The following is an 11,961-nucleotide window of genomic DNA, read 5'->3' on the forward strand; positions in this document are numbered from 1 at the left end:
TCCCCCTTCGCGCGTTTTTGTGGAGATGGGGAAAGGAGGAAACCATGAGGCCGGTTTCGTTCCTGCAATTCATAGCCCTTGTTTTCGCTGCACTCGCACTGATCCCTGCCGGTGCGCATTTTTTCGAACTGCCGGGGAAGATGGCGCTCGGGCGCGACGAATATTTCGTCGTGCAGCAGATTTATGCGGGCTGGAGCCTGTTCGGCATCGCGCTGTTCGGATCGCTCGCCGCCAATCTCGCTCTTGCCGTTGCGGTACGGCGAGAGCGCGTGGTCTGCGTTTTTGCGACGGCAGCTTTCGCTTCCATGCTGGCGGTGCTGCTTCTGTTTTTCGGCTTTGTCTATCCGGCGAACGGGGCGACGGAAAACTGGACGAGCATCCCCGCGAACTGGGACGCGCTACGCACCCAATGGGAATATGGGCACGCGGTCAACGCGGTGCTGACCTTCGTCGCCTTCCTCTGCGTTTCGCTGAGCGTCGTCGTGCGGCGGGAGTGATGGATCAAAGGCCGAGTTCGGCGCGGCAAGCGGCTTTCAGGAGCGGGAGCCTGCCTACCGTTACCTGCCAGATGATTTCGACGTCCACGTCGCCATAGTCGTGGCGGAGAATGGAACCGAAGCGGCGCAGGTTCGGAAAGTCAACGTCCGGATAGCGTTCATCCAATTCCTCGCCGATCTTGCGGGCGGCTTCGCAAATGCGCTCAAGGCAACGCTCGACGGCATCCTGCGCAAGTGCATTCGTGCGGAAGGCGGCGAGATCGAGGCCCGCGATATGGCTCTCAATCCGCGCGATCTGATCGAGTATGTCCGCGATGCGCTTCAGCGGGTCGCTAGAAGACATATATTTCGTCCTCGGCGAGATGTTCCTTGAGTTCGGGCTTCATGTCCGGGCGGCGGCGGACGATGTCGACAGACGACCCGAGAAGCCGCTCAATGAACCCTCCGATGCCTGCCAGGCTCACAATATCGATGCGGCGGGCGGGATCGACATCCACCACTATGTCTATGTCGCTGTCCGGCCTGTCCTCCATGCGGGCGACGGAGCCGAAGACGGCGAGATGAAGAACGCCCTGTTCCTCGAGTTCAGGACGCGCTTTCTGCAGTGTACGGAGCACATGGGCGAGGCGGCTTCTGTGTTGGGGGCGATCCGACAGGGCGGACTGGAGCGCCTGCAGGCTTGCGCGCAGCGGCTCGCCCCTGCCCTTCTCGAAGTTGACGAGGGTCGCGCGCGAAATACCGGCGCGGCGGGCAAGCTCCGCCTGAGTGAGCCCGAGACGGGCCCGGGCGACGCGGCAGTCGGCGGGGGTGAGGCTGTTGCTGGCAGTCTGCATAGTGATAGAATGTATAATATATGTCTTTTTGTCAAATATTATACATTGATGATAAAATGTTCGATGTGAGCGATAGGGGACTGAAAGGGGTCGTTGCGGAGAGAGACGCCGCTGACGCGGCTTCTGGATTGCCGGCCTTCTTGATCATCAAGGAGGGCCCGGCAATGACGGGTTGGGAGGTTGTGGGAATTAGGTGCCTCAAGCGCCCCCTCACCCTTCCGCATCCTTCGGATGCTCCCTCCCTCTCCCCGGCGGGGAGAGGGAAAGAAGCGTCCTACTCCGCCTTCACGATGCGGAGGAGCTGGCCGTCTTCTTCGTCGGTGAGGAGGTAGAGGGCGCCGTCGGGGCCTTGGCGCACATCGCGGATGCGCAGGCCGAGGTCTTTCAGCATGGGCTCGTCGCCCGTGACCTTGTCGCCGTCGAGCGAGAGGCGGTAGAGGCCGGGGCGGGCGAGGCCGCCGACGAAGAGCGAACCCTTCCATTCGGGAATGGCATCGCCGGTGTAGAACGCCATGCCGGAGGGGCCGATGGAGGGCACCCAGTAGTGGGCCGGCTCTTCCATGCCGGGCGCCGCGCTTTCGCCCTCGCCGACCGGCAGGCCGCTATATTCGGTGCCATAGGTGACGACGGGCCAGCCGTAATTTTTGCCGGGCTCGGGAATGTTCACCTCGTCGCCGCCGCGCGGCCCGTGCTCGTTCTCCCAGAGCCTGCCGGTTTCGGGATGAAGCGCCGCGCCCTGCGCATTGCGGTGACCCCAGGACCAGATTTCGGGAAGCGCGCCCTCCCTGTTCACAAAGGGATTGTCGTCCGGCACGGTTCCGTCCGGCCGGATGCGGACGATCTTGCCGAGATGGGATGAGAGCTCCTGCGCCTGGCCGCGAAATTCCTTCTTCGAGCGCTCGCCCATGGTGATGAACAGGTGGCCTTCGCGGTCGAAGACGAGACGCGAGCCGAAGTGGAGCGTACTCGGCAGTTTCGGCTGCTGACGAAAGATCACTTCCACGTTGCGCAGTTGCGGGGAGAGGCTTTCGGTGAGGTGGCCGCGCGCGACGGCGGTGCCGTTCTTCCCGTCCCCACCCTTCTCGGCATAGCTCAGATAGACGAGGCGGTTTTCGGCGAAGTCCGGATCGAGCGCGACATCGAGCAGGCCGCCCTGCCCGCGCGCATCGACCTGCGGCACGCCATAGATCGCGTTCCCGATCTTTCCCTCGGGCGTGACGATGCGCAGGAAGCCCCGCCGCTCTGTGACGAGAAAATTTCCGTCCGGCAGGAAGGCGAGGCCCCAGGGATGTTCGAGGCCCTGCGCCACCGTCTCGACCCGGATCTTCACCTTCTCCGTGACGAAGGTCCGGTCGAGGGCGAAGGCGGGGGCTGCGAGGGCGGCGGCAAGGACGGAAACGATGGCAAGGCTGCGAGCGGACATGAAGCACCAGCTTATATTCAGAGCAGCACACAGGATTGCCAGCGCAACCGACAAAAATATGGCGGGCGCCGAGCAATGAGTCAGATTGATTTTGTTGAACGAAGCCAAACAAAATAGGCACAATGACCAAGAAAAACTCCCAGCCCAGCACGCACTCCCGCCGGAACTACGCCGTTGTACTGAAATCCCAAAAAATGAGTTTCCAGCATAGGCTCTAACAGCGTCACAGCAGCGATACCAACCACGATAGAAAATGCGTGTCTCGGATTAATCTGCTGCTTCATTTTCCCGCCCCTGTCTTATTCGCCCCGCGGCTCCGGCCTCGGGCTGCAGCGTCCATCATCGCAACTAAATCGTCTATCGACCATAGCTTGCCGCTAAGGTAGCGGGTTGCTTGACATCAAGATTGCAATTATTTAGTTAGGTAACCGAACTAAATAACAACCGGCAGGCGCCGGGTTTTCCGCGTGCAGGGAGAGACCCCAATGACGATCCACACACCGCTTTGCGACCTTCTCGGCATCAAATATCCGATCATGCTGGCGGGCATGGGCGGGGTTTCCTATGCGGAACTCGCCGCCGCCGTTTCCAATGCCGGCGGCTTCGGCACGCTGGGCATGGCGGGGCTGCAGCCGGAAGAAATCCGTGTGCAGATGAAGAAGGTGAAGGACCTGACCGACAAGCCGTTCGGCGTGGACCTGCTCGCGGCCGTTCCGGAATCGCTGGAGAGGACCGCCGACATCATGATCGAGGAAGGCGCGGCGGCGTTCATTTCCGGTCTCGGCGTGCCGAACAACATTCTCGACAAGCTGCACAAGGCCGGCATGAAGGTCATGAATCTGTGCGGCACCGTGAAACATGCGGTGGCGGGCGAGAAGGCCGGCCTCGACGGCGTGATCGCGCAGGGCACGGAAGGCGGCGGGCATACCGGCAAGGTGGCCGGCATGGCGCTCATTCCGCAGATCGTGGACGCGGTGAAGACGATCCCCGTGATCGCGGCCGGATCGATCGTCGACGGGCGCGGGCTCGCGGCGGCGCTCGCCTTCGGCGCGCAGGGCGTGTGGATGGGCACGCGCTTCATCGCGGCGAAGGAAAGCCATGCGGGCGACATGTACCGCCAGGTGATCGTGGAAGCGAAGGACACGGACACGATCGTGACGCGCTGCTATTCCGGCAAGACGATGCGCGTGTTCAACAATCCTTACGTGCAGGACTGGGAGAGCCGGCCCGCCGACATCCAGCCCTTCCCGCAGCAGGCGATCCTGTCGCATCAGAACAATGTGATGGGCGGCATCGGCGGCCAGATCGAGGGGCTCGACCGCGACCGCTCCTGCTTTGCCATGGGCCAGGGCGCGGGCGGCATCCACGACATCCTGCCGGCGAAGGACATCGTGGAAAAGACGATGGCGGAAGCCGAGGCCGTGCTCGAGCGGCTGAAGAAGTTCGGCTGATCCGTTTCGTATCGTCCCGATGAGGCCTATTTCCTGCAGCGGTGATCGCGACAAGGCGATCACCGCGGCCACAGGAGGGCCTTCGGGGCTTTATGGCACAGGATTTGTGCAAAAACGGGACGGCGACGAGGAAGCGGCGGTTTTTGCCGCTGGCGCTCGCGGCCGCGCTCGCCCTGCTCCCTTTCCTGACCGTGCGGGCCGAAGCGATGCCCGCCGGCGTTGCGCAACTGGCCGAAGTGCTGGGCGGCATTCACCATCTGCGGGCGCTTTGCGGCACCAATGAGGGCCAGCTCTGGCGCAACAAGATGATCGAGATGATGGGCGCGGTGCGTCCGAGCGAGACGGAACGCCAGGCGCTCATCAAGCATTTCAACGACGCCTATTACCGCTACCGCAACGCCTATCCCAACTGCACGAGCACGGCGGCAACCCAATCCGACAAGCTGATGCAGGACGGACAGCGGCTCGCCGAGGAACTGGCCGCAAGCGGACTCGGCCGATAGAAACCATACCGTCGACGTGGTTTCCCTGTCCCTTCTCCTCCGCAATGCTTTCCATTGTGACGGCTATTAACCTGCCTTTCACGAAACGGGAGACATTCGACGCTGTTGTGTTACAAAGGCGAAGAATAGGAATGCGCCGCTCCGAAGCGGCCCATGCGAAACGCTGAGAGAGGACCCATGGCAGAAGATTTTCCGGGAGACGCCAGCTTCGGTCCGCTCGACGAGGACGGACACGACACCTCCCCGCTCACCGAATCCGAACAGCGGCGCGTTGCGCTTCAGAACATTCTGGACGCCTGGGACGAAGCGCTCGGCGACGGCGTCGATGCCGACATTCTCGCGACCACCGCGATCTTCGCGGCGCTTTCCGACATGGTGGAAGCCTATGGCGAGGAAGCCGTGGCCGAGATGGCGAACGGTCTTGCCGACCGCGTGCGTCAGGGCGAGTTCACGCTCAACCGCGTGCTGAACTAGGCATAAGCAGATATCAAACCGAAAGCCCGCCGTTTCCTGCGAGACGGCGGGCTTCGCTATTCATTGGCGATGTTTTCGTCAGAAGCGGAAGTTGACGCCGAGCGAGACACGATCACTCGTCAGGTCGATATCGCCATCGACCGGCAGACCGAACCATGTGCCGGCGTAATTTTCACTGCCGAGATCCATGTAGAGATATTCGGCCTTCACCGACATCCTGTCGCTGAGCGCATATTCCAGTCCAGCGCCGGCGGTCCAGCCGACCCGGTTTTTCGTCTCGTTCACATTCGTCGTGAAGCCGAAACCGAAATCCTGAAAATAATCCACTTCCTGCCGCGCCCAGGCGATGCCACCTGTGAGGTAAGGAAGGAACGCGCCTGCCGCATATCCGAGCCGGCCGCGAAAAGTGCTGTAGGCTTCGGTCTTGCTGCGGGTTTGCGTGACGACGGTGATGCCACCCGTGTCCACGATGTTGCGACTGCCGGAAGCCTCGGACAACCCGATGTCGGCAATAAAACCGGTTACGATGCCATTCGGGTGCTGGTGATCGTAACCGACCTGAATGCCGCCGGAAAAGCCATCGAGGTCGTGGTCGTAGCCGTAGTAGTCGTTCGTCTCCGTTTCAAACCAGTCGTAGCCCGCGTGCGCACCTACATAAAAACCGGACCAGTTATGGCCGCTGTCGGTGGCGAGCGCGGGCGTTGAGAACATAGCGGCGACTGCCGCGAGACAGGCAATGCGTTTCATGGAGGGGTCCCCTTGCCGAACTCATAATTTCACTCGTGCAAACTAAGGAGCATTGGTGTGAGGTCAATAAAAAACGGGCGGCGAAGACTGATACCCCTCGCCGCCCGGGCATCTTCCAAATTTCCGCTATAGCATCACTTCGATGAGGCGCGGGCCCTTCTGCTTCATGGCGGAGGAGAAGGCGTCGATGAAATCCTCGACCGTCTCGACGCGGGTGGACTCGACGCCCATGCCCTTGCCGATCGATGCCCAGTTCAGCTCCGGGTTGTGCAGGTCGAGCATGGAGAGCGCCTTCGGCCCCGGATTTTCCGCGCCGACGCGCATCAGCTCGACATTGAGAATGGCGTAGGAGCGGTTCGCGAAGATGACGGTCGTCACGTCGAGCTTCTCGCGGGCCTGCGTCCAGAGCGCCTGAAGCGTATACATCGCGCCGCCATCGCCATGAAGGCAGACGGTTTTGCGGTCCGGACAGGCGACGGCGGCGCCGGTGGCGAGCGGCAGGCCCTGACCGATGGAACCGCCGGTGAGCGATAGATGGTCATGTGGCGCGGCTGTCGCGGTTGCGATCATCGAACCGATGCCGGAGGTCGCGGCTTCGTCGGAGATGACGGCATTTTCCGGCAGGAAGTGACCGACGATCTGGCCGATGGTGAACTGGTCGAAGGATGCGCCGGCCTTGGGCAGATCGGGCTTCTGAAGCGGCGCGACATTCGCGGGCTCCTTCGGCGCGCCGATCGCTTCGGCGACGGCTTCGAGGGCGGCGGTGCCGTCTTCATGGCCGTGCGCAAGGTAGAGAATGTCCGCGCCTTCGGGCGTGCACCAGCTCGGCTTGCCCGGATAGGCGAAGAAAGAGACGGGCGGCTTCGCGCCAACAAGGATCAACTGCTCGACGTCTTTCAACGCTTCGACGATCTGTTCGGCGAAATAGGGGATGCGTTCGATGGCAACGCGGCCGGCGCCACGCTGGAGGCGCGGCGCGAAGGTGTCGCACATGATGCGCGCGCCCGACTTCGCGGCAATGCGGCCGGCAGCGACAAGGCCCTTTTCCTTGAGCGCGGCACCGCGCACGAGGATCGCCGTCTTCTTGCCGTTCGCCAGCGCCTTCGCGGCGCGGTCCACCGCGTTCGTGGAAACGGCGGCGGGCGCGGGCACCGGCAGCGCATCGGCGGCGTGTTCGGCTTCAAGCCAGGCGGTGTCGGCGGGAAGGATCAGCGTTGCGACCTGACCCGGCGCGGAACGCGCGGCCTGAACCGCGCGGGCGCCATCGGCGGCGACGGTCTTCGGGCTCGTGGAGGAATGGACCCAGCCGGAGACGGGGCGCGCAAAGCCTGCAATGTCGGAAGCAAGCGGCGCGTCATATTGCGCGTGGTAGGTCGCGTGATCGCCGACGATGTTGACGAGAGGCGTTTGCGCACGGCGCGCGTTGTGAAGGTTGGCAAGGCCGTTCGCGAGGCCCGGCCCAAGATGAAGGAGCGTCGCGGCGGGCTTTTCCGCCATGCGGCCATAACCGTCGGCCATGCCGGTGACGGCGCCCTCGAAGAGCCCCAGAATGGCGCGCATGCCGTCGACCTTGTCGAGCGCAGCGACGAAATGCATTTCAGAGGTGCCGGGATTCGAGAAACACACCTCGACGCCGGAGTTCACCAGCGTCCGCACAAGGCTTTCCGCACCATTCATGATCGACTCCCCTGAATTTCTTTTTCGATTTCGAGATTAGAGCAAAAACGCGATCGCGACACGCGCAAGAACGACAACGCCGAATATCACGATCAGACAGCCGGAGACGCGGTTCACGACGGCGAGCAAGCGGTCGTTCATCTTCTGGCGGAAGAGGCTGACAAAGCTCGAAAGCCCCGCCCACCAGAGCGCCGATCCGCACAGGACGGCAAGCACGATGGTCGCCGCATGCCCGTAATCCTCGCCCGCATCGGCGAGGCCAGCAACGCCGCCGAAGATCGCCAGAAAGCCGAGCATGGTGGCGGGGTTGGTGATCGTGAGGAAGAAGGTGGTGACGAAGACCGCGGCGATGGCGCCGGAGAGATTTTCCTCCGTCGCCTCGTCGAAATGCGGTTGCGCTATCCAGGTGCGGGTGCCAAGCGCCACGAGGAAGAGGCCGCCGACGATCTGCAGCGCGGTTTCGAAGCGCACGACGATCTCGATGGCGGCGGTGAGGCCGAAAGCGGCGATGGCGGCGAAAATCGCATCGCCCGTGGCCGCGCCCGCGCCCGAGAGGAAGCCATTCAACTGGCCGTAGCGGAGCGTGCGGCGAATGACGATGAGATTGACGGGGCCGATGGGCGCGGCGACCGCAAGACCAATCGCAACACCGTTTGCCACCAGACCGAAATCAATCATGGCGGCAGCAGCCCTTCCCGTCAGACAACCACGACATCATTGCCCGGCGGCTCCGCATACAGCTTCTCGACGAGCGACGCCCGGCGGCCGAGGGCGACCGACTGATTGATGTATCCCTTGTCGGTGAGTTCGCCCGCGTCGACGCTCGGCGGCTCCGTCATCAGGAGCGCGCGCACGACCCGGGTGCTCGATCCCGGATTGCCCTTGTTGTGCGTGCGCAATCCTTCCGCGAGACGCTCCAGCACGGCCGGATGGCGAACCAGATCCTCGACCGCAAGCGACGGGTCGCCCGCGATGTTGCGGCAGGCGGGAATATTCGGGAAGCCGAGAATGCCGATGAAGGTGCGATCGAGACCGGCGACGAGAGCATCCGACAGGACGCCGTTCGAATTCGCGACGACATCGACGCGAAGCTTGCCCGCGCTCACCCATGTGCCGGTGGAAAGCTTGAAATCCTCCGCCACGCGGCCATCGAAGACGAGGCCTTCTTCGGGGCGCTCGGGATCGAGGAAGCGCGCGCCGTCGCCGAGGCGGTAGAAACCTTCCTCGTCATAGGCCTCTGCCGTCTTCTCTGCGTTCTTGTAGTAGCCGGGCGTGATGCAATCGCCGCGAACGCGCACTTCCATCTTCTGGCCGACGGGAGCGAGCTTCAGGTCGATGCCGGGAAGCGGAAGGCCGAGAAGCCCCATCCGCTCGGTCGGCCAATGGACGTTGCAGATGGTGGGCGCCGTCTCCGTCGCGCCATATCCCGACGAGAAGACGATGCGCTCGCCCGCGGCGCGGATCGCGACCTTCTGGATGCGGTCGTAGAGATCCTGGCTCAAGGCGGCGCCGCCATAGGCGAGCGTGCGCAGGCGCGAGAAGAAGTTCTTCGCCAGCGCCTCGTCGGCTTCGAGTTCGTCCACCAGCATGGTGTAGGCGGCGGGCACATTCGAATAGGCTGTGGGCGCGATCTCGCGCAGGTTCGCCACCGTTTCGGCAAAACCGCCCGGCACCGGACGCCCGCCATCGATGTAGAGCGTGCCGCCGCCGACGAGCAGATTGTTCAGGATCGCGTTGCCGCCGAAGCAGTGGTTCCAGGGAAGCCAGTTGAGAAGCACGGAGGGCTCCTCGTTCTCTTCTTCGAGCGTCACGCTTTTCGGCATGACGGAGTTCACGCACATCATGCGCTGCGTGGTGATGACGGCCTTCGGCATGCCGGTGGAACCGGAGGTGAAGAGATATTTCGCCACCATGTCGAAGTTGAGCCCGGCATAGCTTTCCTCGACCGCATTGCCCGGCGCCGTTTCGAGGAGCGAGGCGAAGGGCGTTCCGAGCGAGCCGTCGACGGTTACAAGTTCAACACCGTCCAGGTTCAGCGCGGCGAGCCCGCGCTCGAAGGGGGCGCCTTCCTGCATGAAGACGAGCTTCGGTTCGACGAGATCGAAGACATAGCGGAGCTTGTCGAAATCCGAGCTCATGGTGCTGTAGGACGGCGAGACCGGCGCAACGGGCACGCCTGCGAGGATCGCGCCATAGGTCATGAGCGCATGTTCGATCGAATTGCCGGAAAGGATCATCACCGGCTTCGAGCTGTCGAGGCCACGATCGAGCAGCGCCTGCGCGATGGCATTCACCTTCGCGTTCGCGGCCGCGTAAGTCAGGAGATCCCAGTCGCCGAGACCCTGCTTTACGGGTTTGCGCTTGCCGAGCCAGACGCGGTCCGGCGCTTCGGCCGCCCATCTGCGGATGGGTTCGATGAGGTTCGAGGGCACGGGGCGAAGCGGATGCGGATTGCGCAATATGATGGAGCCATCCGCGCGGCGTTCGATTTCGAGTTTGCGGGTCACATAGCCCGGATCGCGATAGGGCGGCGTGTTCATGTCCAAGGCCGTCATCCCTCTCACGCGTTCACATCGACGATGACGCGGCCGCGCACCTGGCCCGCGATAATTTCCTGCCCGAGCTTCGGCACATCGTCGAGCTTCGCGCGGACGCTCATGGCGTCGAGCTTCTTCATGTCGAGATCGGTGGCGAGGCGCTTCCATGCCTCGACGCGTTTCGCCATCGGCGCCATGACGCTGTCGATGCCGGCCAGCGTGATACCGCGCAGGATGAAGGGAGCGACGGAGCCCGGCAGGTCCAGACCCTGCGCGAGACCGCAGGCCGCGACCGTGCCGCCATATTTCGTCATGGAGAGGACGTTGGCGAGCGTGTGGCTGCCGACGCAATCGACGGCGGCTGCCCAGCGCTCCTTGCCAAGCGGCTTGGCGGGGCCTGAGAGTTCGCCCCGGTCGATGATTTCCGCCGCGCCGAGGCCCTTCAGGTAGTCCGCTTCCGAGGCGCGGCCCGTCGAGGCGATGACGCGGTAGCCAAGCTTCGCGAGAATGGCGATGGCGACGGAGCCGACGCCACCCGCCGCGCCCGTGACGAGGACGTCGCCCTTGTCCGGCGTGACGCCGTTCTTTTCGAGCGCGAGGATGCAGAGCATGGAGGTGTAGCCGGCGGTGCCGATCGCCATGGCGTGTTCGTTGGAAATCGCCTCCGGCAACTTCACCAGCCAGTCGCCCTTCACGCGCGCCTTCTGCGCATAGCCGCCATTGTGGCCTTCGCCGACGCCGTAGCCGTTCAGCACGACGCGCTCGCCCGGCTTGAAGTTCGGATTGTCCGACTTCTCGACCTTGCCCGAGAAATCGATGCCGGGGATGAGCGGCCAGTTGCGGATGATGGGCGCGGCGCCGGTGAGCGCGAGACCGTCCTTGTAGTTCACGGTCGAATAGTCGACGGCGACGGTGACGTCGCCTTCCATGAGGTCTGCCTCGGTGAGGTTCGCAAATTCGACCTGCGGAGCCTTTTCGCCCTTCGACACGCGGATGGCGCGGAACGTCCCTGTCATTTCCCGTCCTGACTTTGGTTTTGACGCCTTTGAAGCGTTTTTCTGGATGCCCTGTTGGCGACAAACGAACCCAAATCCGGGTTTCGGTCAAGCGAGCGGGCGGCGGGCGGCGGCGGCGCTGGCACTCGCTCACCCATGTGAGTGCTAATCCATTGAATTTGTTGAACGAATCGTACGCCTCAAGAGTTTGTCAATCTCGACGCGTGAAAATTTCATGACTACGATTCTTCCGTTGCGAGACTCTTTATGTGCGGCGTTGTCGTCTGGATTCACCGATCTGGAGGTTCAAGCGTGAGACAGGTTTCGGAACTGAAGAAGCTGCTGGAAGGCTACCGGCTGGTGACGGCCGAAATTCTCTACCGGATGCCCGATCATCCCAGGCTGCTGCAGAGCTATATCTGGCAGGATTACGACATGGAGCCGAAATATCCGGCGCTGTCGAAGTTCCTCGACTTCTGGGGACGGGAACTCGACGGGCCGATTTATTCGGTGCGCGTCGGCACAAGGCGGGTGATCCATCCGAGCGAGTTCCGCCATGCGGATTTCATGGGGGCGATTCACTAATAGTCCGCACAAAGGTGGTTTCGGGTCCACCCTCCCACAGGAGGAGGGTCGAAAAACGAGCGCAGCGAGATTTTCGGGGAGGGGATGCTCCGCTCTCGTTGGACAACTCGTTGGCGGTGGCATTCCGGTTTTCGATCCCGACCCCTCCCCTAAAAATCCTGACGGATTTTTAGACCCTCCCACAGGGGATTCCTCTGCGAAACCGTCGCATTGGAGGTTGCCGGGTATGAGGGTCGATG

14 protein-coding genes are annotated in these 11,961 nt (G+C 62.8%); 5 read left to right on the forward strand and 9 right to left on the reverse strand.

The genetic code is table 11. The annotated features are described in order from the left end of the window. Nucleotides 1-44 precede the first annotated feature (44 nt). Nucleotides 45-497 carry a DUF1772 domain-containing protein gene (locus ACKUUH_RS01955; RefSeq protein ID WP_407948160.1) on the forward strand — a complete coding sequence of 151 codons (453 nt, stop codon included), beginning with the start codon at nucleotides 45-47 and terminating at the stop codon, nucleotides 495-497. A 4-nt stretch (nucleotides 498-501) separates the two neighbouring features. Here the strand turns inward: ACKUUH_RS01955 and ACKUUH_RS01960 are convergent, their stop codons facing one another. The 4 genes from ACKUUH_RS01960 to ACKUUH_RS01975 form a co-directional block, all read right to left on the reverse strand. Next, nucleotides 502-840, reverse strand: a complete 339-nt coding sequence (locus ACKUUH_RS01960; RefSeq protein ID WP_407948161.1) for a DUF86 domain-containing protein — start codon at nucleotides 838-840, stop codon at nucleotides 502-504. Continuing rightward, nucleotides 830-1,330, reverse strand: coding sequence for a helix-turn-helix domain-containing protein (locus tag ACKUUH_RS01965; protein WP_407948162.1), 501 nt, complete (start codon nucleotides 1,328-1,330; stop codon nucleotides 830-832). Before ACKUUH_RS01965 ends, ACKUUH_RS01960 begins: the two co-directional genes overlap by 11 nt. 274 nt (nucleotides 1,331-1,604) lie before the next feature. Further along, complete coding sequence (locus tag ACKUUH_RS01970) at nucleotides 1,605-2,753, reverse strand: PQQ-dependent sugar dehydrogenase (protein WP_407948163.1); 1,149 nt, start codon at nucleotides 2,751-2,753, stop codon at nucleotides 1,605-1,607. Nucleotides 2,754-2,833: 80 nt separating this feature from the next. Further along, nucleotides 2,834-3,037, reverse strand: coding sequence for a hypothetical protein (locus tag ACKUUH_RS01975; protein WP_407948164.1), 204 nt, complete (start codon nucleotides 3,035-3,037; stop codon nucleotides 2,834-2,836). 201 nt (nucleotides 3,038-3,238) lie between these two features. Here ACKUUH_RS01975 and ACKUUH_RS01980 point away from each other — a divergent pair, with 201 nt between their 5' ends. From ACKUUH_RS01980 to ACKUUH_RS01990, 3 genes are all read left to right on the forward strand, one after another. After that, a complete protein-coding gene (locus ACKUUH_RS01980) occupies nucleotides 3,239-4,204 on the forward strand; it encodes an NAD(P)H-dependent flavin oxidoreductase (RefSeq protein ID WP_407948165.1) in 966 nt (321 codons plus the stop codon). A 143-nt stretch (nucleotides 4,205-4,347) separates the two neighbouring features. After that, complete coding sequence (locus ACKUUH_RS01985) at nucleotides 4,348-4,707, forward strand: TIGR02301 family protein (RefSeq protein WP_407948166.1); 360 nt, start codon at nucleotides 4,348-4,350, stop codon at nucleotides 4,705-4,707. Nucleotides 4,708-4,884: 177 nt separating this feature from the next. Next, a complete protein-coding gene (locus tag ACKUUH_RS01990; protein ID WP_407948167.1) occupies nucleotides 4,885-5,181 on the forward strand; it encodes a hypothetical protein in 297 nt (98 codons plus the stop codon). A gap of 78 nt (nucleotides 5,182-5,259) precedes the next feature. Here ACKUUH_RS01990 and ACKUUH_RS01995 read toward each other — a convergent pair whose 3' ends face one another. The 5 genes from ACKUUH_RS01995 to ACKUUH_RS02015 all read right to left on the reverse strand — a co-directional run bounded on the left by ACKUUH_RS01995 (nucleotide 5,260) and on the right by ACKUUH_RS02015 (nucleotide 11,158). Then, on the reverse strand, nucleotides 5,260-5,928 hold the full coding sequence (locus ACKUUH_RS01995) for an outer membrane beta-barrel protein (protein WP_407948168.1): 669 nt from the start codon (nucleotides 5,926-5,928) through the stop codon (nucleotides 5,260-5,262). A 126-nt stretch (nucleotides 5,929-6,054) separates the two neighbouring features. After that, a complete protein-coding gene (locus ACKUUH_RS02000) occupies nucleotides 6,055-7,605 on the reverse strand; it encodes an acetolactate synthase large subunit (protein ID WP_407948169.1) in 1,551 nt (516 codons plus the stop codon). A gap of 36 nt (nucleotides 7,606-7,641) precedes the next feature. Further along, nucleotides 7,642-8,283, reverse strand: coding sequence for a LysE family translocator (locus ACKUUH_RS02005; protein ID WP_407948170.1), 642 nt, complete (start codon nucleotides 8,281-8,283; stop codon nucleotides 7,642-7,644). A gap of 20 nt (nucleotides 8,284-8,303) precedes the next feature. Next, on the reverse strand, nucleotides 8,304-10,160 hold the full coding sequence (locus ACKUUH_RS02010; protein WP_407948171.1) for an AMP-binding protein: 1,857 nt from the start codon (nucleotides 10,158-10,160) through the stop codon (nucleotides 8,304-8,306). 5 nt (nucleotides 10,161-10,165) lie between these two features. Then, a complete protein-coding gene (locus tag ACKUUH_RS02015; protein WP_407948172.1) occupies nucleotides 10,166-11,158 on the reverse strand; it encodes an MDR family oxidoreductase in 993 nt (330 codons plus the stop codon). A gap of 291 nt (nucleotides 11,159-11,449) precedes the next feature. On the opposite strand from ACKUUH_RS02015, the gene ACKUUH_RS02020 reads away from it, so the two are divergent. After that, the gene (locus ACKUUH_RS02020) at nucleotides 11,450-11,722 is read left to right on the forward strand and encodes an usg protein (protein WP_407948173.1); all 273 of its coding nucleotides are present in this window, start codon (nucleotides 11,450-11,452) and stop codon (nucleotides 11,720-11,722) included. The last annotated feature ends 239 nt before the right edge of the window (nucleotides 11,723-11,961 follow it).

Source organism: Parvibaculum sp., assembly GCF_045863935.1.
In the GTDB taxonomy this organism is placed as follows: Bacteria; Pseudomonadota; Alphaproteobacteria; order Parvibaculales; family Parvibaculaceae; genus Parvibaculum.